18 protein-coding genes are annotated in these 21,586 nt (G+C 39.1%); 12 read left to right on the top strand and 6 right to left on the bottom strand.

Annotated elements, in window-relative coordinates:
* Window positions 1-99 precede the first annotated feature (99 nt).
* Both K9B36_RS13180 and K9B36_RS13175 read right to left on the bottom strand, forming a co-directional pair.
* Window positions 100-1,470, bottom strand: a complete 1,371-nt coding sequence (locus K9B36_RS13180; RefSeq protein WP_223702657.1) for a dipeptidase — start codon at window positions 1,468-1,470, stop codon at window positions 100-102.
* Window positions 1,467-2,960 carry an amidase family protein gene (locus K9B36_RS13175; protein ID WP_223702656.1) on the bottom strand — a complete coding sequence of 498 codons (1,494 nt, stop codon included), beginning with the start codon at window positions 2,958-2,960 and terminating at the stop codon, window positions 1,467-1,469. The genes K9B36_RS13180 and K9B36_RS13175 overlap by 4 nt, the downstream gene beginning before the upstream one ends.
* A 558-nt stretch (window positions 2,961-3,518) precedes the next feature.
* Here K9B36_RS13175 and K9B36_RS13170 point away from each other — a divergent pair.
* On the top strand, window positions 3,519-5,258 hold the full coding sequence (locus K9B36_RS13170) for an ABC transporter ATP-binding protein (protein WP_223702655.1): 1,740 nt from the start codon (window positions 3,519-3,521) through the stop codon (window positions 5,256-5,258).
* Entirely contained in the window at window positions 5,242-7,044 is a 1,803-nt protein-coding gene (locus K9B36_RS13165) for an ABC transporter ATP-binding protein (protein ID WP_223702654.1), read from the top strand. Before K9B36_RS13170 ends, K9B36_RS13165 begins: the two co-directional genes overlap by 17 nt.
* 445 nt (window positions 7,045-7,489) lie before the next feature.
* On the opposite strand, the gene K9B36_RS13160 is transcribed toward K9B36_RS13165, so the two are convergent.
* Entirely contained in the window at window positions 7,490-8,455 is a 966-nt protein-coding gene (locus K9B36_RS13160) for an EAL domain-containing protein (protein ID WP_223702653.1), read from the bottom strand.
* A 214-nt stretch (window positions 8,456-8,669) separates the two neighbouring features.
* Here K9B36_RS13160 and K9B36_RS13155 point away from each other — a divergent pair, with 214 nt between their 5' ends.
* Complete coding sequence (locus tag K9B36_RS13155) at window positions 8,670-9,953, top strand: ATP-binding protein (RefSeq protein ID WP_223702651.1); 1,284 nt, start codon at window positions 8,670-8,672, stop codon at window positions 9,951-9,953.
* 114 nt (window positions 9,954-10,067) lie between these two features.
* Here the strand turns inward: K9B36_RS13155 and K9B36_RS13150 are convergent, their stop codons facing one another.
* On the bottom strand, window positions 10,068-11,597 hold the full coding sequence (locus K9B36_RS13150) for an FAD-dependent oxidoreductase (RefSeq protein WP_223702648.1): 1,530 nt from the start codon (window positions 11,595-11,597) through the stop codon (window positions 10,068-10,070).
* Window positions 11,598-11,739: 142 nt separating this feature from the next.
* Here K9B36_RS13150 and K9B36_RS13145 point away from each other — a divergent pair, with 142 nt between their 5' ends.
* Window positions 11,740-12,939 carry a DEAD/DEAH box helicase gene (locus tag K9B36_RS13145; RefSeq protein WP_223702646.1) on the top strand — a complete coding sequence of 400 codons (1,200 nt, stop codon included), beginning with the start codon at window positions 11,740-11,742 and terminating at the stop codon, window positions 12,937-12,939.
* A gap of 269 nt (window positions 12,940-13,208) precedes the next feature.
* On the opposite strand, the gene K9B36_RS13140 is transcribed toward K9B36_RS13145, so the two are convergent.
* Window positions 13,209-14,420, bottom strand: a complete 1,212-nt coding sequence (locus K9B36_RS13140; RefSeq protein WP_223702645.1) for a cytochrome P450 — start codon at window positions 14,418-14,420, stop codon at window positions 13,209-13,211.
* Between the two features lie 244 nt (window positions 14,421-14,664).
* Between K9B36_RS13140 and K9B36_RS13135 the strand changes: the two genes are divergently transcribed.
* Together K9B36_RS13135 and K9B36_RS13130 are read left to right on the top strand one after the other, a co-directional pair.
* A complete protein-coding gene (locus K9B36_RS13135) occupies window positions 14,665-15,861 on the top strand; it encodes a zinc-ribbon domain-containing protein (RefSeq protein ID WP_223702644.1) in 1,197 nt (398 codons plus the stop codon).
* 13 nt (window positions 15,862-15,874) lie between these two features.
* Entirely contained in the window at window positions 15,875-17,005 is a 1,131-nt protein-coding gene (locus tag K9B36_RS13130; protein ID WP_223702643.1) for a S1C family serine protease, read from the top strand.
* A 234-nt stretch (window positions 17,006-17,239) separates the two neighbouring features.
* Here the strand turns inward: K9B36_RS13130 and K9B36_RS13125 are convergent, their stop codons facing one another.
* Window positions 17,240-17,632 carry a C40 family peptidase gene (locus K9B36_RS13125; RefSeq protein WP_223702642.1) on the bottom strand — a complete coding sequence of 131 codons (393 nt, stop codon included), beginning with the start codon at window positions 17,630-17,632 and terminating at the stop codon, window positions 17,240-17,242.
* Between the two features lie 620 nt (window positions 17,633-18,252).
* On the opposite strand from K9B36_RS13125, the gene K9B36_RS13120 reads away from it, so the two are divergent.
* The 6 genes from K9B36_RS13120 to K9B36_RS13095 all read left to right on the top strand — a co-directional run bounded on the left by K9B36_RS13120 (window position 18,253) and on the right by K9B36_RS13095 (window position 21,363).
* On the top strand, window positions 18,253-18,453 hold the full coding sequence (locus K9B36_RS13120) for a hypothetical protein (protein WP_223702641.1): 201 nt from the start codon (window positions 18,253-18,255) through the stop codon (window positions 18,451-18,453).
* Between the two features lie 331 nt (window positions 18,454-18,784).
* Complete coding sequence (locus K9B36_RS13115) at window positions 18,785-19,447, top strand: VOC family protein (RefSeq protein WP_223702640.1); 663 nt, start codon at window positions 18,785-18,787, stop codon at window positions 19,445-19,447.
* A 255-nt stretch (window positions 19,448-19,702) separates the two neighbouring features.
* Window positions 19,703-20,071: a hypothetical protein gene (locus tag K9B36_RS13110; RefSeq protein WP_223702639.1), complete on the top strand. Its 369-nt coding sequence runs from the start codon at window positions 19,703-19,705 to the stop codon at window positions 20,069-20,071.
* 195 nt (window positions 20,072-20,266) lie between these two features.
* Window positions 20,267-20,629, top strand: a complete 363-nt coding sequence (locus K9B36_RS13105; RefSeq protein ID WP_223702638.1) for a hypothetical protein — start codon at window positions 20,267-20,269, stop codon at window positions 20,627-20,629.
* A 116-nt stretch (window positions 20,630-20,745) separates the two neighbouring features.
* Window positions 20,746-20,943, top strand: a complete 198-nt coding sequence (locus tag K9B36_RS13100; protein ID WP_223702637.1) for a PspC domain-containing protein — start codon at window positions 20,746-20,748, stop codon at window positions 20,941-20,943.
* A 135-nt stretch (window positions 20,944-21,078) separates the two neighbouring features.
* Window positions 21,079-21,363, top strand: coding sequence for a hypothetical protein (locus K9B36_RS13095; protein ID WP_223702636.1), 285 nt, complete (start codon window positions 21,079-21,081; stop codon window positions 21,361-21,363).
* The last annotated feature ends 223 nt before the right edge of the window (window positions 21,364-21,586 follow it).

Genomic DNA, 21,586 nt, shown 5'->3' with positions numbered 1-21,586 from the left:
TTTCCTTTTGAATCCTAGAATTTAAAAACATAGTTCGGGTTTTCCTTAGTCTAAAACACTTTTGGCCCAACCTCTTTCTTACGAAGGAACGCTTCTACATTAAAGTGTTTCTGCAAGCTCCTCCCAATAATGGCAGAGTGTCAATAACCCTTTGTCAAAATTTTTTAATTTAAAATTTTCATTAGGTGAGTGCACGTTATCTGATGGCAAACCAAACCCCATCAACACGATTGGTGCTTTCAAAATTGCATCCAGGTTGGAGACAATTGGTAGGGACCCTCCGCCTCTAGTATAAGAGGTTGGCACTTTATATACTTTTTCAAATGCACGGCTTGCCGCCTGAATGGCCGGGTGATCGAATGGGGTAACAAACGGCGCCCCTTTGTCAAAAAGTGATACTGTAATTTCCACACCAGGCGGGGTATGATCTTTGACATGCTTTTGCAACAGCTCAAGAATCTCATCAGGATCCTGATCTGGAACAAGTCGGCAGGTTATTTTCGCATGTGCTTCAGATGGTAGTACCGTTTTGATTCCTTCCCCCTGAAAGCCACCGTATATTCCATTGATTTCTAAGGTTGGGCGGACCCAGGTTCTTTCAAGCCAGCTGTAGCCCTTTTCTCCATGAAGCTCTGTAACACCGACCTCTTCTTTTAGTGATTCCTCTGTAACATCTAATGCTTCGAAGGCAGCTTTCTCATCTTCAGTCAAAGAGACTACCTTGTCATAGAACCCATCGACTGTAATCTCTCCATCTTGATTATGAAAAGATTGCAAAAGTTCCACTACCGCATGAATCGGGTTTTGGACCGCCCCTCCATATAAACCAGAATGAAGATCACGTCGCGGTCCTTTCACATCCAACTGAAAGCCGCACATTCCTCTTAGTCCATAGCAAATTGTCGGTTTATCTTCTTCCATCATCGCTGTATCCGATATAACAATAACATCGGCAGCAAGCATATCCTTATACTCTTCAATAAAAGCCGGCAGATTAGGGCTACCCACTTCCTCTTCCCCTTCAATGCAAAACTTGAAGTTAAATGGCAGGGTGCCGGTTGTTTGGAGGATGGCCTCTAACGCCTTTAGGTGCATAAAGGTTTGACCTTTGTCATCACTCGCCCCACGCGCATAGATGCTCTCTTCTCTTATTGTAGGCTCAAACGGCGGGGTCTCCCACAGATGGAGAGGGTCGACTGGCTGCACATCATAATGCCCATAAATCAACACGGTCGGTTTTCCTTCCGCTTTCAGCCATTCCCCATAAACAACTGGATATCCTTTTGTAGGGTAGAGCTGGACATTATCCATCCCTAACTTTCGTAACGATGCCGCAAACCATTCTGCAGCCTGAACAGTGTCCTCTTTATGGTCGGGGAGTGCGCTGATGCTCGGAATGGCAAGCAAGCCAAGAAGCTCCTCCAAATGCTTATTCCGCTGCTCTTGTAAATAGTTTTGAAAAGTAGTCATCCTTGTTCCTCCTCCTTGTAATGAAGATCAGGTGCTTTTCGATGCAAAGTTGCCTGCTCATAGGCATACCCGATCTGAATCAGCTTGCTTTCTTCAAAAGCTTTAGCGGTAAAGGTTACGCCAACAGGCTTTCCATCGGTTGTGTAGCCGCCTGGGACCGTAATGGAAGGGTATCCTGCTTTTGCAGGTAAACTTGCCCCAAAGTTGTTGGGGGTTAAAATTGCGTCTAACTGAAGCTCAGCCATCACCGCGTCGATTCCGCCTGTCTGTGTGCGATAAAGGTCCTTCTCGCGGCTGACAAGATATGTTTCTTCCGTTAAGGCCCCGCTTAGCTTCTCGCATTCTTTTAAAATGGTCTGATCGTATTTAAGCATCTTATCAGGAGCTTTATCATTAAAATTAATTAAATCTTTTAAGCTCTTAATAGGAATATGAGAAGCGGTAGTGCTCAAATATGCGTTTAAGCTGCTTTTGAATTCATAAAAAAGCGTATGATAATCCCATTCATCCTTAGCGAAAGGGATGTTTACGTCCTCAACGATAATGGCTCCCTGTTTTTGGAGGTCGGCAATGGCCCTTTCCATCACCTGCCCCTCCTCCTCAGAAAGGTAAGTGAAATAAGGGTCACGAGCAATTCCGATGCGCATCCCCTGTAATCCTTCTTTTAGTAAAAAGTCAGAATAGGACATCCCTGGTTCTGGGTTGGATAAGGTGGCAGGGTCCTGCTTGTCCGTTTGCGTTAAGACACTTAAAAGGATGGCGGCGTCTGCTACTGTACGTGTCATCGGTCCGGCAGTATCCTGGCTATAAGTAATTGAGATAATTCCCTTTCTGCTAATCAACCCAACTGTAGGTTTGATTCCGACAAGAGAATTAGAGCTTGCCGGACTTAAAATAGAACCGGATGTTTCTGTTCCAATGGCTGCTGCTGCAAAATTCGCCGCAATGGATGCACCTGATCCGCTGCTTGAACCTCCCACATCAAATACTCCCGGTCCATATGGATTAAGAACTTGTCCTCCGCGGGAGCTATAGCCGCTTGGCATTTTTTCAGTCATAAAGTTGGCCCATTCCGTCATATTGGTTTTACCTAGAATGATAGCGCCAGCCTCTTTTAAACTCTTAGCGACAGTGGAATCTTCTTTGGGAAAATGTTCTGCAAGCGCGATGGACCCTGCACTTGTATGCATCTTATCTGCAGTGTCAATATTATCTTTTATGAAAACAGGTATACCATGAAGTGGTCCGCGTGCGCCATTTTGCTTTCGTTCGTGATCCAATGCTTCTGCAAGAAAGACAGCATCTGGATTGATTTCGAGAATAGAATTTATAGCAGTCCCTTTTTGGTCATGCTGGCTGATCCGGTGAAGATACATAAGTACAAGTTCTTTGGATGTGATGGTGCCTGTTTCCAATGCATGTTGCAGGGTATTGATCGTAGCTTCTGGAAGCCAGTCGTTAACTAAGTTTGCTAGCTTGGGATTGTACATAAGTGGTTGCCTCCTTATTACTTGCTCTTTTTAGGTTCATTTTGTAAAAATAGGTAGAGAATCGTTCCATTTATACTCCCTGTTCCTTTCCACAGGGTGGATGGGGAAGACTAATGTGCCACTTTTAGATGACACTATAGGTAGAGATCGGTTTAAACTTCCTGCTCCTTTCCGTTTCAGGTGATCACTTTCCGCGGGGCGGTGCGGGAGCCTCCTCGGCGTCGCCTGCGGGGTCTCCCGTCTACCGCTATCGCCCGCAGGAGTCGATCACCTGCCACTCCAATACACAGGGGGAAGGGGAAGACTAACGTGCTTCTTCTTCAAGTTCTGATGTCTTCGTTATGGGTTCCACTTATCAGCAGTTATTGATAGTTTTTTATTAGCTAATAGTAATAATAATAATTCAAACTATTTAAAAAACATAGCAAAAAGAGTATGATATAGAAATAATATAAAGATTTCAAGATATTCGTTTAGCTAAACGAAGTATTGGTTAATGGGGAAGGTATTGAATCAACATAGATTAAACATAGCAAACAGTTTGGGGGATCAAGGAAGATGGGGAAAGTTTTTTCTTTTTTAAAGCCATATAAGTTGGCAGTAGGGATCGCGTTGATACTGATGCTTACGGAACTTGTTGTAGAGCTTTTACAACCGCTGCTTATGGCAAAGATTATTGATGATGGCATTTTGCAGGAGGACCTTGATGTGGTCATGAAGTGGGGAGGAGTGATGGTTGGGCTCTCCTTTGTAGCTTTTCTGGCGGGAGTAATTAATTCCTTCTTTGCAGCACATGTATCACAAAGCTTCGGATATGACATTCGGAAAGGGTTATTTGGGAAAATCCAATCCTTTTCGTTTGCTAACTTTAGCCTGTTTCCTACTTCTTCACTCATCACAAGGATGACAAATGATGTCACACAAATTCAAAATACGGTGTTTATGAGTCTGCGAATTATGCTGCGTGCGCCACTCTTAATCATTGGTGGAGTGGTAATGGCGCTTATTGTGAACTTTCAGTTAGCACTATTTTTGGTAATAGGAGTGCCGGTGCTATTTGTCTTTTTAGTTTTTGTAATGAAAAAAGGCGGAGCAATGTTTAAAGCAGTCCAGGAAAAACTGGATGGTGTAAACAATGTTATGAGGGAGAATCTCGGTGGAATTCGATTAATCAAAGCTTTTCTACGTAAAAATCATGAAATTAAACGATTTGACAATGCAAGCGAAGAATTAAAGGATCAAACAATTTTCGCTCTACGATTAATGGAAATTACCATGCCAGTTCTTTTATTAATCATGAACCTCAGCATCTTAGCTGTTCTTTGGTTCGGAAGTGCAGGTGTGAATACGGGCAGCGTGCAAGTCGGAGAAGTGGTGGCTATTGTTAACTACGCGACGAGGATTACCGGAGCATTAACGATCATCTCCTTTATCATCATGGCGTTTGCGCGTGCCAAAGCCTCTGCACACAGGATTGCAGATGTTCTGGATGAAGAGATAGATCTTGTAGATAAAGAGGGTATTGATTTAAAAGAAACCTCGCTGAATGGAGAAGTTCACTTTGATTCGGTTTCCTTTCACTATCCAAACACGGAAACCCCAGTACTACAAAACATCAACTTTCGGGTAGAAGCAGGGGCAACTGTGGCTATTATGGGTGCAACTGGGTCAGGGAAATCTTCCTTGTTTCAACTGATTCCGAGGTTATATGATGTGAACGATGGGACTATTTTTATTGACCAAAAGGATATCACCGATTTGCCAGTGAAAGCTCTTCGACGACAAATTGGCTATGTGCCACAAGAGGCGTTATTGTTTTCCGGGTCTGTCAAAGATAATCTTGGATGGGGTAAAGAGGATGCCACTTTAGAAGAAATAATTCAAGCTTCCAAGGATGCTCAAATTCATGATACGATTAATCGCTTGCCTAATAAATACGACACGGTTCTTGGCCAAAAAGGGGTTAATCTATCCGGCGGTCAGAAACAGCGCCTCTCCATAGCAAGAGCGTTAATAAGAAAACCTAGAATCTTAATGCTAGATGATAGTACTAGTGCGCTCGATTTAACGACAGAAGCAAAGTTATTGAAGGCGCTGAAAACATACCAGTGCACCACCTTTATCATTACCCAAAAGGTAAGCACAGCAATGGAAGCAGATAAAATTATGCTGCTTGAGGATGGAGAAATGTTAGAAGAAGGAAGTCATGAGTATTTACTAGAAAATTCAACTTTGTATCAAAAGATTTATCAATCACAGTTTGGAGTGGAGGTGGCGGAGCATGTCGAAGCCAAATAATAGCGCCGCTGTGGCAAATAAAGCCGCAAAGAAGCCGAAACCGAAAAACTGGAAGGCGACAATTAAGCGAGTCTGGATGTATTTGGGTGAGCGAAAAGGACTGTTATCATTAGTATTGCTTATGGTATTAGCAAGCTCTGCCTTAGGTCTGTTGGGTCCTTTTATAGTGGGAATGGCTATTGACAATTATATAGTAGAACGAGATAGCGCAGGTCTAATAAATGTCTTGATTGGCTTAGTATTCATTTATATTTTTTACTCCTTATCAACTTGGCTGCAAAACTACTGGATGGTGGGCATTGCACAGAATACTGTTTATAAAATGCGAACCCAGCTTTTCCAGCATTTACACAAGCTACCGATTCCTTATTTTGATAAAAGACAGCATGGAGAGCTGATGAGCCGAGTAACCAATGATATGGAAAATGTAAGTTCCACTTTAAACAGTTCTGTTATTCAGGTGTTTTCGAGTGTTCTTACCTTAGTCGGAACAGTGTCGGTTATGCTCTATTTAAGTCCTATTCTGACAGGTATCACCTTAATCATCGTCCCTGTTATGTTCTTTGGACTAAAATGGATTACCAACCGTACCGGTCCCCTATTCAAACAAACGCAGCGTAATCTTGGTGAGTTGAATGGGTATATCGAAGAAACAATCTCTGGTCAGAGAATCGTTAAAACCTTTTCGCAAGAAGACAAAGTAATGAATGAGTTTATGGAAAAAAGCCAGCGACTCAAGAAAAGTGCCTATTGGGCTCAAACCTATTCGGGATTTATCCCCAAGCTGATGAACATGCTCAATAATTTAAGCTTTGCCATTATTGCAGGTGTCGGAGGAATCATGGCACTGAATGGAATGGGAATCACCATTGGAGTAATCGTTATTTTTGCAGAGTATTCCAGACAATTCACACGTCCTCTAAATGACCTTGCCAACCAATTCAATACCCTGCTCTCAGCCGTTGCCGGAGCAGAGCGAGTATTTGATGTGTTGGATGAAGAGGAAGAGGAGCATGATGAAAAAGACGCAATAGAACTCGAAACGGTGAGAGGGGAAGTCGAGTTTCGAGATGCTAGTTTCGCCTATGACGACGATGATTCGACCATTAAGAATATTAGCTTTCATGCATCTGTAGGGGAGACGGTGGCCTTTGTCGGACCAACTGGCGCAGGGAAAACGACCGTCATTAATTTGATTTCCCGTTTTTATGATTTAGACAGCGGCAGTATTTTATTGGACGGTCATCCCATCACACAAATTAAACGAACAAGCCTGAGAAAGCATATGGCCTTTGTCTTGCAGGACTCTTTCCTTTTTGAAGGGACAATACGAGAAAATATACGTTATGGAAGATTAGATGCAACAGATGAAGAAGCGGAAAAGGCAGCTAATCTGGCAAATGCGCATTCATTTATTAAAAAGTTACCTGGAGCTTATGATTTCCGACTGAAGCAAGATGGTAGTGGAATTAGTCAAGGGCAAAAGCAACTGCTCTCGATAGCAAGAGCGGTCCTTGCAGATCCTACAATACTCGTACTTGATGAAGCGACAAGCAGCATTGACACCATTACCGAGATGAAAATCCAGGAGGCATTGGAGCGTCTAATGGAAGGCAGAACAAGCTTTGTTATCGCGCATCGCTTAAATACAATTCAAAAAGCGGATCAAATATTAGTTTTAAATGAGGGAGAAATTATAGAAAAAGGCTCCCATGATGAATTGCTTTCACAAAAAGGATTCTATCACGACTTATTTACTAGTCAGTTGAAAAAAGAGGTTGGTTAATATAGAAAGAAGCCACGGTGCGCCAGATAAGGTGTCCGTGGCTTTTTTTGAAGGGTAAGAAAGTTTTTCAACGTTGCGGATGTCTTGCTCCACCTCAAAGATAAATAGGGGATGACGATTTTTGTAGGTTCACCTGCTTCTGGTGAAATTCTTTGTAGGATAGCTAACGCGGATATATCCAGATTTGGTTAAGAAGTGGAACAGGTACATGAAAAGCAAAGTGGGCTGAAAACTGCCGTGACGAAGACTGCTAAGGGAGTGGTTCCCAATAAAAACTTTTAAAAAGGACGAAAAAAAAGCCTGCGAATCTCCATTCTAAGAGAGCCCACAGCCTTTTTCTGTTGAAGAGCAGAAAACTTTAAAATTTGAATTCTTCATACAAAGGTATAGAACTCTCCCAAAAGGCTACATTTGTGCCTTTTGAGAGAGTTTAGGTGATTGCGAATTAAATAGCAAAACTCGGTTCGGTCGGGCTAGGGCTTGGCTTTCCAATATAATAGCCTTGCGCATAACGGATTCCGATTTTTCGGCAGTACTCTAATTCTTCTACTCTTTCAATTCCTTCTGCCAACACTTTAATACCAAGTTTCTCAGAAATTTCTAATACATTTTGCAAGAAAATCTGATTTTCCAAGAGAGTATCACAGTGAGAGACATAGGAGCGGTCTATTTTAACAAAGTCTGGCCGCAGCTTATCTAACACCTCTAAAGTGGAATAACCAGCTCCGACATCATCTAGAGCCACCTGCATGCCGGACTTTTTATATGTCTTAAATATTGATTCAAGGTGATTAATATCTGTGATTTTCTCTGATTCTACTACTTCAAACACGAGCTGATTAGCCGCAATGTTATATTTATCTACAATATGGAAGGTATGCTGCAAACAGAATTCGGGGTTATATATTGAGGAAGGCAGAAAATTAATGAAAATCTTAACATCTTCCGGAATCTTTCCCTTGCTGCTAGATATAATGGATACTTCTCTTGCTTTTTGGTCTAGATAATTGTGTAAGTTTGTTTTTCTAGCAAATTCAAATAATTCATAAGGGGAAACTGAATTATTGGCAGACTGTGGTCTTAGTAAACACTCATAGGCAAAAAGACGATAGTCATTCTGTAAATCAATAATTGGTTGAAAATGAGTAGTAAAAGAGCCCTTTGCAATTAGATTTACTAACTCGTGGTTTTGTAGCATGAGTGAAAAGTTAGAAAGAGTATAATAACCATTCATATTTGAGGTCTTCACTTCTATATCATTGTTGTTTTCTTTATTTTGGAGGCTGAACACAAACCTCTCAAGTTCTAGTAAGGAAGCATAACGATGTCCTACGAGTCCTGTTTTAGACTTTACGGTAAATATCCCACCTTCCTCTAAAGGAGTCGGAACCCCACAATTTATACAATGCATCACAATCACACCTTTTAAAAGTTATAGGATTATTTTACTATTTGTTTGGGCGCTAATGAAGGATATTTTCAAAAAAAGAAGGGTTTTTGGCGGTAATTTGTGAAAAACATTATGAAATTTATAAAACTCGCTCAAACTACAAGGTATTTTACCAAATCTTGTCGAAATTAATTCTAATGAATAAATCAATGCTTGTTAAGAATGGGGATCTATCATGCTGGCTGAAAAATTACTTTTGCATGTACTAATCATTTTGGCTCCTGTATTAATTTATTATGTTGTTTCTGATAATAAGAGGTTTGGAAAATCTCCTTATTTCATCGGACTTCTTCAAGGGGTATCAGCAAGTTTATGTTTATTATTTGCATTCTATGACTATGGTTTATATTGGGACTTAAGGTATATTCCTCTTGTATTGGCCATTTTATATGGTGGACCAAAGGCGGGTCTGATTGTACTAGCAGCTATTTTAGGGACAAGAACGTATTTAGGGGGAGACGCGTTAATTTTTGGTTATTTTAGTGCCACTCTAGCTGCACTTTTGCCATTTCTATTAAGCAAAAAGTTCAACACACTGCAAACAAAGAAAAAAAGAATTAAACTTTCGGTATTATTGGGACTGTGGCCGGATATTGTGATGCTCGGTATTCTTATAACTTTTATTTTTGTACAAGCCGATTTTTCGATGGAAAGTGGCCTTACGCTTTATATTCTTTCTTTTGGATTAATTCAGGTAATCGGAGTAGGGTTTGCTGCCATGCTACACGAAGCAGTCTTAGAACGGGATCTGATGAGACGGGAAATTATGCGTGCAGAAAAATTAAATACACTCGGGGAATTAGCAGCATCCATTGCACATGAAGTAAGAAATCCTCTAACAGTTGTTAAAGGTTTCCTACAACTCATGCAAAAGGAAAAAGATGAAGATGAAAAAAAGTATCCGTACATTCCACTTGTTTTAAGTGAGCTGGGACGGGCCGAGTCAATTATTAATGACTATTTAAATTTTGCCAAGCCGGAATTCAAAAAGATGGAAAATGTGAATCTTTCAGAATTAATTAATGATGTTCAAATGCTATTAAACCCCCTTGCCTTAAAAAACGGGGTGACCCTCGATAGTTATCTAGAAAAAAATATAGAAATGGACACGGACAAAAATCAATTTAAACAGGTACTAGTAAATATAATAAAAAATGCGATAGAAGCAACTCCGCAAGATGGCAGAGTTTTTGTTAAGCTTTTTTCGAGTAGCACTGAGACAATTGTTCTTATTAAAGATACAGGAAAAGGGATGTCAAAGGAGCAGTTATCAAGGATAGGTACATTATTCTATAGCACAAAAGACAAAGGAACTGGACTTGGTACAACGGTTTCATTAAGGATTGTGGAAACCATGAATGGAAAGGTTACTTATTCAAGTAAGCTAGGGAAAGGTACGGAGGTTAGGCTGGTGTTCCCTGCCACTTCAACAGAGAAGAAAAGGGAAGGAGTGGTGTAAACGCTCCTTCAAAATATTGTTCACTCGTTTTCCTAATGTGTAAAAGCCCCGCCAACTGCAGGAGGGGCTGATGCTTATATAAAAATAAAGCCTTTTATACTTCAAAGTTTTCCTCTAAAGCTTTTTAAGCGGCTCTTTAGCTGGCCCCTCCAATACATCTCCGTGTATCGAGAATCTAGAGCCATGGCACGGGCAATCCCAGCTTCGGTCGCCATGATTCCATTCCACTTCACACCCAAGATGAGTACACGTAGTGTCCACACAATGCAAAGTACCTTTCTCATCCTTATATGCCCCCGCACGTTTGCCGTTTAGCGTAACCACACCACCTTCGTCTAGTGCTAAATCTTCAGGCTGTTTAGTAGGTTTCTCCAGTTTACCTTTTACAAGGTGTCCAGCAACATCCATATTGGTACTAATAAACTTCTTTAAGCTAGGATCCGCAACAAACCGGGATGGGGAGAATAATTCAGTATATTTATTTTGTTTTCCCTTTACAAGATCCTGCAACAGAAGCGCCGCAGCTGTACCGTTCGTCATGCCCCACTTTCGATACCCGGTAGCAATAAGGATATTCGGGTTGCTAGAAGTAATTTGTCCAACGTACGGAACCTTATCTAATGTGTATAAATCTTGAGCCGACCATCGGTAAGCAACCTCTTTTATTCCAAGTACTTTCTCTCCGTACTCCTCTAATGCTCTATAGTGTTTAAGTGTATCAATTCCTTGTCCAGTTTTATGCCCATCTCCTCCAATAAGAACAAGTTCTTCTCCATTGCTATTTACGGATCTTAAAGATCTAGTAGGTTGCCCAGCACTAAGGTACATGCCTCCTGGATACTTTTTAACTGTCGTGGCTGCGACAATATAAGAGCGTTCGGCGTACATTCTTGTAAAAAAGAAACCTTTCCCATCATAAAAAGGGAAATGGGAGCACGCGAGAACTTTTTGACACGTTACTTTGGCTCCGTTCTTAGTTACAACTTGCAACTCAGGTGTGTCCTCCACGTCAACAACAACAGTATGTTCATAGATGCTTCCGCCATTATCGATGATGCCCTTCACTAAATAATTTAAATACTGAAGGGGATGAAATTGCGCCTGGTTTTTCATCACAATCACACTTTGAGTGGGAATATCAAAAGGAATCTCATGTAAAAGTTCCCCAGGAATTCCCAGCCTTTGGTAAGCATCAAGCTCTTTAAGAACCTTTTGACTGTCAGACTGATTGGTTGCATAAATATAAGCGTCCTGTTGATTAAAGTCACATTCTATTCTTTTTAAGCTAACGATATCCTTAATGTAGTGAAGTGCATCGTTATTTGCTTCATAATATAGCTTTGCATTTTCCTCGCCAAGGTGTTGAATGAATTCATCATAAATTAAGCCATGCTGAGCCGTTATTTTGGCGGTAGTATGCCCGGTTGTACCATTTAAAATTTGATCTGCATCTAATAATGCCACCTTATATCCGTCCTGGGATAGTTGATAAGCTGCTGTGATGCCGGTGATGCCGCCTCCTACAATACAAATGTCTGCTTTGGCATCTTCTTTTAGCGCGGTAAACGAAGGGAGGGAAGTAGATTCTCTCCAGTATGGTTCCGGTGACTTAGGTAGTTGATTTGTTGTACTATTTTCTGACATATCTTTTCCTCCTCAAAATCAAACATGTACATAATTTTTCCAAACTGAAGAAATTCATGTATGTATTCCTTTTTTTATGCGAAGTAGGGTAGAATGAATGATAAAGCTTAAAACCCATCAGAGGGTAATAAAGGAGAAATATATGTCAACAGTAATAACTACCTTAAAACCTTTCATCCAGGAAAACTGGAAAAAAAGTGAATTCACCAATACTACACCTATTCAAGATAAAGCAATACCGGCAATTCTTGAGGGGAAGGATGTAATGGTGGAGTCTCCTACAGGAACAGGGAAAACACTTGCCTATTTGTTACCGATTATTGAGAAAATTGATGTAACAAAGCTTCACCCACAAGCAGTCATCGTGGCACCGTCCAAAGAATTGGCGATGCAAATCCTTCAAGAAATTCAAAAATGGACAGAGGATAGCAAAATTATTGGTGCATCTTTTATCGGGGGCGCCAATGTGAAAAGGCAAATTGAAAAGCTGAAAAAGCATCCGCAAATTTTGGTTGGAACTCCTGGGAGACTTCAAGAGTTAATCCAAATGAAGAAAATAAAAATGCATGAAGTAACAACCCTTGTGATGGATGAAGCGGACCAGCTTTTTATCCCAGAACATAGTAAAACAATCCAAACGATCATCAAGTCAACAAGGCAGGAAAGGCAGCTGTTACTGTTTTCTGCTACTTTAAAAGAGGACACAGAAAAGCAGGCAATGCCATATATGAAGGAACCAATCGTACTAAAGGTTTTACGAAGCGAGATGGCTCCATCCAAGGTAAATCACCTGTATGTCATCGTAGATCAACGTGAAAAGGCCAATGTGCTAGCAAATATTCTGCGCCAGGAAAATATGAAGGCTCTTGGATTCGTTCGAGACATCGGTAACCTTGCTGTTCTGACAGAAAAACTGTTATTTAAAAAAATGAATGTCGGGGCTCTTCATTCCGAATCCTCTAAGCAGGAAAGAGAAACGGCAATTAAGAATTTCCGCAAAGACGAATATCCAGTACTACTTGCAACAGATGTTGCAGCCCGAGGTCTGGATATAAAAGAACTTACTCATGTTATTCATTACGACCTTCCCGAGGAAACAGAAAGCTATCTGCACCGTTCAGGCCGTACAGGAAGACAAGGTGCTGAAGGAACCGTTATTTCGATAGTCTCCGAAAGAGAAGAACGCAAGCTAAAACAGATTGCCAAAGAACTGAACCTTCCACTACACAAAAGAGTCATGTTCGGTGGGAAGCTTGTAAAAGAAGAGGATATAAAGCCTGTTAAGAAAGGTAACTTTAAAAGAAAAGCACCTGCAACAAAACCTCGTTCTCGCTCAAAATAGAGTAGAAAAGGCCTGACCTACCAGTACAAAGTCGTGCTGGAGGTCAGGCCTTTTTAGGAGAGGCTGTATCGGATTTGAATTGGTAAAGATCAAACTCAATTTTCCCGGAAGTTTCAGGCTTTGTGTACCACAACTCGGGTTTTGCGCACGGAACTCAGTTTTTCCGCACCGCATCTCGGGTTTTGCGCACGGAACTCAGATTTTGTGCACGGAACTCGGGTTTTGCGTACGGAACCCAAGCTTTCCACACCCTAAACACCTACCAAACCTTACACAATCCGCCCCTGAAACTTCAACGCTTCAAACCCGCGGAAAATGATATTAGGTCTCCGCACCGGCTCTTCTAGCAATTTTGGTTCATGAACGTGCTTCAGGAGCACTTCAAATGCAATTTGCGCTTCTAATCTTGCAAGTGGTGCACCTAGACAAAAGTGTGCTCCTGAAGCAAAGGAAAGATGCTTGATGTTTTTGCGCTCCACATTAAAAACATCTGGGTCTTCGTTCATAGCCTCATCCCGGTTCGCCGCTCCTAAAGCAATTATCGCGGTCTGCCCTTTTTTTAAGCTTTGCCCGTAAAAATCCATATCCTCTCCAATCCATCTCGTTGTGAGTAAAACAGGTGGGTCAAAACGCAGCACTTCCTCTACTAAATTTGGCAAGAGGTTGGCATTGGCTCTGACTTTCTCCATTTCCTCGGGATGTGAAAGTAACAGATAATAACCATTTGTTATAAGGTTTACAGTAGTTTCGTGACCTGCAATCAATAGTAACAGACAAGTAGCGACCATTTCATCCTCCGTTAAACTATCGCCCGAATCAGAAACCGTGATCAATCCACTGAGCAGGTCATTGCTTGGATTCACCCGTTTTACTGCGATTAGTTCACGCATATACTGAGCAGCTTCTTTGAGATCAGGAGCAGCTTCCTCCCAGTCTTCTTCAGTTGTATTGATATCAATAAATTTCAAGAATGAGTCAGACCATTTACGAAACAGATCTCGATCCTCCTTTGGTACACCAATCAATTCAGTAATAACCATAACAGGGAGGGAGTAGGAGAAATCACGTATAAGTTCATGCACATCCTTCCCTTTTCGAGCTTCAATCAAATATTGAGCCATTTTATAGATAGTTGGCCTCAGCCGCTCCGTCATCTTAGGGGTAAACGCTTTGTTGACCAACCCTCTTAATCTCGTATGATTTGGTGCATCACGGAATAGCATCATATTTCTGGTAAGGTTCACAACAGGCGCCAGGTTTTCGGGAATGGGATTCAGTTGTTCGGGGGAGACGACACCTTGTACTTCTTTTACAAATCTTGAATCCTTTAACGTTTTTTCTGCTTCTTTATAACCTGTCACTAGCCATCCTTCGACATTGAAAAATTGGTACCATAGTACAGGGTTTTTATTAGATGCCATCTTAAAAAAATGATAGGGATCATTGATGAATTGCCGTGCATAATCGGTTTGAACACCCACAAGTTTTCCTCCTTTAAACGATCTATTACAACAATTCGTCAAAAAATATCAATATTCCTTGTTTTCCCCGGAAATATAGTAATATTTTCTATTACCTATTATTTAACATTTAGAAGAAAATGACGTATGATGAAGAAAAGAAGTGAAAGATGTAATTTTTAATAGAAGGACGAAGAGATCTCACATTTATTTTAAATCTATTGTAAAATGGGGTAGGAATAAATGTTACGGAGGCTTGGAATAAATGTTTTGTCATAATTGTGGATTAAAAGTGACCTCTGATGCGAAGTACTGCTCGAATTGCGGAGCTAACCTAAAAGGTGAAGACAATCATATAGATGAATATGGAGTAATAGAAGAAGGCAGAGGACTCGAAAGAACGAAGAAAAACAATAAAAAGCGTTATCTGCCACTTATCCTTCCAACTGCTTGTTTTATCCTACTCGTAGGAGGGATAGGGTGGACCTATAACCATGAAAGCAAGGTAAATGCACAAGTTCTTGCCATAAAAAACACGGCAGAGGAATTTGCCCTTGAGGGAGATTATGCTCAAGCGAAGAAAGAACTTGCGTCTGCCATTGATCTCAGACCACGCTATCATGTACTTCAAAACAATTTAGATGTAATCACGATTGCAGAAGAATTGGAAGTGGAGTTGGAAGAGACAAGTATCCTTATAAAAGATAAAAAGTACGAAGAAGCACAAAACGAGCTTGTTAGATTAAGAGAGAAGGTAGCTATCTTAGATGGACCTTTAATTCAACCGCTCAAAAAAGAACTGGTAGAAAAAGATACAATGATAAAGGTTGGCAAAATAAATAGTGAGCTAGATCAACTAACAACAGTCGAAGAACTTGCAAGGAAGCTTTCGGTTCTTTCTGCTATACCTTCTCAAGAAGGAAATGCAGTGAAAGAACAGATTTTAAATCGGATTGTTCAGATTACCTCAACCAATGCAGAAGAAGAGCTTGCGCAAAAACAATTTACAAAGGCCATAACGATAACGGATCGTGGGCTCCAATATGCCATAAATGATAAAAGATTATTGTCTTTAAAGGAAAAAATAGAGCAAACTCGCAGTGAATTTGAATTGGCCGAGCTAGAACGGATAGAAAAAGCGATGGAAGCTGCCGCCAAAGAGGATCTGAAGAATAGAAACGCTGCTCTTGAAATTGAAGGCTTTAAATATGTGGAAGATGATGCAGGTGGCATGATGATAACCGGTGAAGTGAAAAATATTGTTTCTACTTCTGTTTCCTCTATCACTGTTTATTATAATATTTTAAGTAAAGACAAAGACGTTTTGGATACAGGCTATACAACCGTCTATCCTTATAAATTAATGCCAGGTGAAACTGCGAAGTTTGAAGACTATTATTATGGTGTTTTTGAAGAAGTTACGGTAGAAATAGAGAATATGACATGGCTTGTAGAAGGGTAAAGTGGGTGTGTGAATGAAAAAAAGATGGATACTTAGTATCTTGCTGACCGTAGTCATGTTAGGTGGGGGATTGTATGGGTACTTTTTTATAAAAGGAACAATTCCACAACAGCTGACAGAACCGTCTAGCATATATATTAAAATAGAAACGCCAGAAAAAGAAAAAGTGCCGCAAGCGTTAAAAGAAATCATATTCGAATCTCAAAAGCTAGTGGTGAAAATAGAATTGCCTGATGGCTCCTTTGGTTCCGGGTTCCTTTATAACGATAAAGGAGATGTGGTGACCAATGCACATGTTGTTGCGAACAATAAAGAGGTCAAGGTAATTACCGCAGACTCAAAGGAATTAACAGGGCAAGTTATCGGGGTAAGTATTGATACAGATGTAGCAATCGTGCGTGTACCTGAATTGGAAGGAACCGAGCCGTTGCGGTTAGCAAAAACGAGAAAAGCAGAATTGGGTGATGAAGTTATCGCCCTAGGCAGTCCGCTCGGCTTTCAAAATACTGTCACGACTGGAATTATCAGCGGTGTCGGTCGGGGCTTTGATATTGATTCGTTCAAATATGAGGATGTTTTCCAAATTTCCGCCCCTATCGCTCCAGGAAATAGTGGAGGGCCTTTAATCGATACTACGACAGGAGAGGTTGTGGGCATCAACTCGGCTACGATGGATCAAGGAGTGATTGGCTTCAGTATTCCACTTAGTAATGTTATCTCTCTCCTTGAAGACTGGTCAGAAACGCCAATGCAGTCGTTGCCAAAAATTGGCGCAAACACCTCGGGGAACGGCAATGGCGCCGAGTCTACTAATGAAGACATTGCAACGTATCTTGTAAGTTATTTTTATGAAAGCTTAAATTACCGGGATTATGTAACAGCCTATTCTCTGCTTGGGAGTAACTGGCAGTCGGAAATAACCTATGAAAATTTCCGGGAGGGTTATTTGGACTTTTTGACTATTGAAACGGATGAGCTATTAACAAAACAAGTTGGGCGAAATGTAGAAGTAGTAACCGTAATTACTGTGCAGCAACGATCAGACAGAGGAGTAACTTATAAAAAATATAAAGTTACCTTTGAATTAGGTCTTGAAAATGATCAGATGAAAATACTTTCCGAAGAACGTGAAGATATGGAATAAATAAAAGACGAGAGCCATCTTAGGGTGACTTTCGTCTTTTTTCTGTGTTCTTTTCATGAAAAATGTTGCTGTTAGCCCGTAAAATAACGGCAAACGGATTTTTTACCACAATTAAGTAACTTATTAAGTGGAACAGGAAAAAGAGCACAATAGGAGCAGTTGCAACATGTGGTACCAACTTACGTAAAGGTAAAAATCAATGCCAAAACAGCCTTATTTTATGTTTGTTACCCTCTATAGCACACGTCTAGCACCAATGATGACTTTTTTCCAATAAGGTGAAAGGCTTGCGATCGAAACCTTTTTCTCCACTCGTGAAGTGTGTAAGATTTGGTGATTTCCCATGTAGATAGCAACATGGCCAATTTTTTCGATTCCTTTTTTCCTTTTTCGCTTCGGTGTGGTAAAGAAAAGTAAATCACCCTTTTGAATGGAGGAAAGCCGGATAGGCTGTCCCATACGAAATTGTTGGCGGGAGTTCCTTGGCAGGATAATACCATTCGCCCCATATACATATTGAATAAAAGAACTACAATCAAATATATCCGTTCGATAGGAAGGTGCACCAAATCTATAAGGAGTTCCTAAGAAATGCTTGCCTGTATGAATAATATATTTTGCACGCATACGCGACCTACTTTCGTCATTTCTACTCCTATTTATTACATGAAAAAAAGGTGAATTTGCTTGGACAAAAGGCTCTATTTGTAGAAAAATATTTACTCTATGTGTTGGTTTTTGTGCAAATAAACTGAAGAATATTGCACAACTTTTATAAAATAACAGAAACAATCTAAATGGTGGTGGGTCAAAAAATATTTTAGACTAAGAAAAAAACGAACGATTCTTTTGATAACGAGTTTACTTCAGAGGTGCAAACAAGTAAACATCAATGCAAAACGCACTGTATTTCACATAGAAATTCATAGTGCGTTTTTTATTGTTATACTAACTGTCAAATGAAAAATCTACTATACCAGTAGCTTGTTGTTTAATGACCTTAGTGCAACTAAATTACCAAAAGGGACAAAAATTTATTCAATAGATGAAGAAGGTAGTGGATTGTTACTTGTTGAATTTCAAGGAGAAAAACTTTATTATATGGAACTTCTTGAAGGGTAGTGATGATATTCAACAATCTGGAGCGATTGCTTAACAAAGGCAGTCGCTTTTTTACTATCGTGCAGAAGAATTCAATAAGTAATATGGGGTTTTATGGTGAATTTTTTTAATAAGGGGGAGTCGATTTGAAGGGAAATTTTTTAACAATATGTTTATTCATAGTAAGCATATTTCTTATAAGTGCATGCGGTAATGTGGAAAAAGTTCAACATATTGAAGTATTTGTTACAGAGACATCAGAACAAAACGATGAAGGTTTTTATGAAACAACTGGTTACAAGAAAGTAAACTCAATAACGAGTATCGAAGAAGGAAAAATCATATAAAAACTGATGTTAAAGCCATAGAGGATTTTTATGATACAGAGGGAAATTATATAAGAACAGAAATAATACATTCATACTATAATAAATCCAATGTTACTCAAGCAGAAGATGGTGAAAATAGTAAGGAGGAACTTCAGGAACCGTCAACAATCCTTATTCCAAAAGAAAATAAAGAACTGTTTAAATTAGATAATATGTCAAAGGAAGATAAGGAAAAAAGTGAAAGAACATGTACTATCTTTCGCTATAAGCAGTACTTTTACTAACGAATGCGATACTTGAATAATGCATCGCTATTGTCTTATTGAATTTAAAGGGAGAGAAAAAAACTATGAAATTTACAGAAATTAAATTATTTACAAACAAATTAAATGAATTGAAAGGTTTTTACAAAGATGTACTAGAGCTTCAGATTGTTAATGATAATATAAACGATTTCTCAGTTGAAATAGGATCTACTACTCTTACCTTTAAACAATCACAGGCAGATTCGGAGCCATTTTATCACTTTGCTATAAATATTCCAGAAAATAAAATGGAAGAAGCAAAGTCTTGGATACAACCAAAAATAGATCTAAACATAGAAAAAGAATCGGATGAAGTCTTCTTTGAAAGCTGGAATGCTCATGCCATTTATTTTGAAGACCCGTCAGGAAACATATTGGAATTTATTGCTCGCCATAATTTAAATAATGCAGTTGAACACCGTTTTTCATCAGGTGATTTCCTCAATATTAGTGAAATTGGATTAGTAGTGGATGAGGTAATCCCATTCGTTAGAAAGTTAAATGAACTAGGTGTCCCTAACTGGAGAGATGATAGTGAAGGATTAACGCCAGTTGGAGACGAAAATGGTTTATTTATTACAGTAAAAGATGGTCGTAGATGGTTCTTCTCAAAGAAAGATGCAAAATTTTATCCTTTTGAAGTGACTATTGAAGAAATGGGTGCATTTTCATTTAACAAGCAAGGTAATGAAGTATCAATAAACTAAAACAGAATCGAACATTTCTTTAACGAACGGGTGCGTTGATCCAGGAAGTATAATCGCTATTATTCTTATTTTAATTTGTCTTTTTACAAGATAAGGTTTTATTAAACTAACGGTTCAGATTAATTAAACAACCATTTTCAAACTCTTCAACAAACGGGGGCTTGAATGGAATACTTGGAATTGTCGTTGCGGCAGCTCCTTGTGCTAACTGTGTAGTGCAAAATATTTACGAACAAAAAGTAGGGGGTGAATTTTATGAATTCTAAAAATACTATTCTCATATTATCAATTTTTTTGAATGTTGTATTAGGTTTTCTGTTCTATCATGAGACGAAAAAAGAAGGACCTGTTGAGGTTGGACTTTCATTTCAACAAGCAATTAGAACTGAAAATTATGCACTTGCCAAAACACTTATGGCTGAGGGAAGAGTTGAACATATATCTAGTGAAACATTAAAGAAAGTGAATGAAATAATGAGTGCTGGTACTGGTTATAAGACCTACGAATTACTAGAGTTTGATAACGGAGAAATGGTGTTACTTGACTTAACTCCAAATAAAGAATATGAGATACAAGAGGTTATAATTGTTCCAAATGAACTAAAATCTATCTTTAAATACTAGGAATTATTATTTCATTAACGGGGGCAATTGTTCAATAGGCACAGTCTCATCCTTTGTTCAGCTAAATTGCAGGTTTGTTTAATAAGATAAAGTTCGAATGAAAGACTGTACCCTCAGGTTACATGTTACAAAATAAATAGTTAGTTTGTGCCCTTATTTTATCAATGTTCTTATATTTATGAAGTGGGGAATTGTATGCTTATAGTTCAAATTGGGGCAATTTTGCTAGCATTATTGATAGGCTCTATTCTGGCCAGAAGAGAATACAAAAATTTTACAATAGAAGAAAAAGAACAATTTAAAAGGGAGCTAAGTCATCCTATTTTGGTTGTACTACACGTACTAGATCAAATCGGCTATATAATCTTTTTTATAGGGTTTATTTTTAGTAGCATCGCTCTAAAATATATTGCCTTTGTGCTAATAGGTTTAGGTTGGATAATTAATGGAGCTGATATGTGGGAAGCCGATAAAAAAAGAGGGCTAATATTTATATTCCTCGGTTCTTTAACGTTTATAACCACTTCACTTTTAGCCTTAAATACCTTCTGGATTTAATTCTTCTTCAACTAATCGGGTAATTTAGAATAATATCGATAGTCTACAAATGGGAGCATTCCTGAAGTGTGGAGGAACACTAAGTATAGAAAATATGAATATATCAGGGGGATAAGATGAAAAAATTATACAAATCCACGCAAGATAGACAATTATCAGGTGTAATAGGTGGATTAAGTGAAATGTTCAAAATTGATGTTAGTTTACTTCGTATTCTTACTGCTTTATCATTTTTCTTTACTGGTGGGATAGTATTGTGGATTTATATTATTGCGGCGTTCGTTTTGCCAACTGACAAGCAGTTAAGTAAATGAGGATATTAAACAAACGTGAGCGATTGCTGAATAAGAAAGCAGTCGCTTTTTCACTAACGGTGCAAGATAATTGAATAATGACATTAGTGTACCCATCAATCTAATTTAAGCCAGAAAAGAAGAGGGAGCGAAAATATGCAAAAAATAGTCTTTATGTTATTTGTTTTGCTATTTTTAATATTAGCTGCTTGTGGTAATTCTGAATCTAAAATGACTCAATCCGAAGCAGAGTCAATTGTTTTGCAACATCTCACTGAAGACCTCAACAAAGACAAAGATGAAATAAAAATAAAATCGGTGAGTAAAGGTTTAGGGAAGTATACCGTTGAATGGGAAATCGACAAGGATTGTGAATTTGGTAGTGTTCAAGTAGATAACGGAAGCGGTGAATTGCTAAAAGCTGAGGAATCAAATTGTTAGCTAATGAAAATTATTATAGGTACTATCTTCAGCTAAATGGGAGCGATTGTTGAATTATGAAATAAAGTAAAAAGGCTTAGAAGGGAAAACTCTCTAAGCCTTTTTATGTGGAAATTGCATTGTGATTTGCCATGTGATTTGTTTGCACCTCACAAGTAAACCCGTTATCCTTTTGATTCTAGGGTTAAAAAGGATGTCCGATTTTTTATTTGTTTTGTTCATA

This window comes from Sutcliffiella deserti (assembly GCF_020037475.1).
Classification (GTDB): domain Bacteria; phylum Bacillota; class Bacilli; order Bacillales; family Bacillaceae_I; genus Sutcliffiella_A; species Sutcliffiella_A deserti.
The sequence above is the reverse complement of the archived record's forward strand: the minus strand, read 5'-3'. Positions and strand labels throughout refer to the sequence as shown.